General features: G+C 61.3%; 1 protein-coding gene. It reads right to left on the bottom strand.

Annotation, left to right across the window (positions count from 1 at the left end; all coding sequences use genetic code 11):
- Nucleotides 1-109: hypothetical protein (locus tag FS767_RS23625; RefSeq protein ID WP_371921611.1), on the bottom strand; the 109-nt coding region annotated here is incomplete at its 3' end.
- Nucleotides 110-269 lie beyond the last annotated feature (160 nt).

The raw sequence follows: 269 nt of genomic DNA, 5'->3' as shown, positions 1-269 counted from the left end.
CCCAGCCGAGTTGCTCCATCTCCGCCCGACTCATGGGCAGGAAGGGTGCAGGACCAAAGCACTCGGCCCAGTATTTCGGATAGTCGAACAGCGGCGTGGCGGCTTGCATGGCAGCTTCCGGGAAAGGGGGGTTTTTAGGAGGGCGCGAAGAATAGCACAAAAAATGACCAGTTCAGCCCCCGGACATCGATTGCCTTTGGCTATCGACGGTGGCTCTGGACCCGCCCTCACCCCAACCCTCTCCCCGAGGGAGAGGGGGCAAAAGCACC

The sequence above is a fragment of the Pseudomonas sp. DE0010 genome (assembly GCF_007680745.1).
Classification (GTDB): Bacteria; Pseudomonadota; Gammaproteobacteria; order Pseudomonadales; family Pseudomonadaceae; genus Aquipseudomonas; species Aquipseudomonas parafulva_B.
The sequence above is the reverse complement of the archived record's forward strand: the minus strand, read 5'-3'. Positions and strand labels throughout refer to the sequence as shown.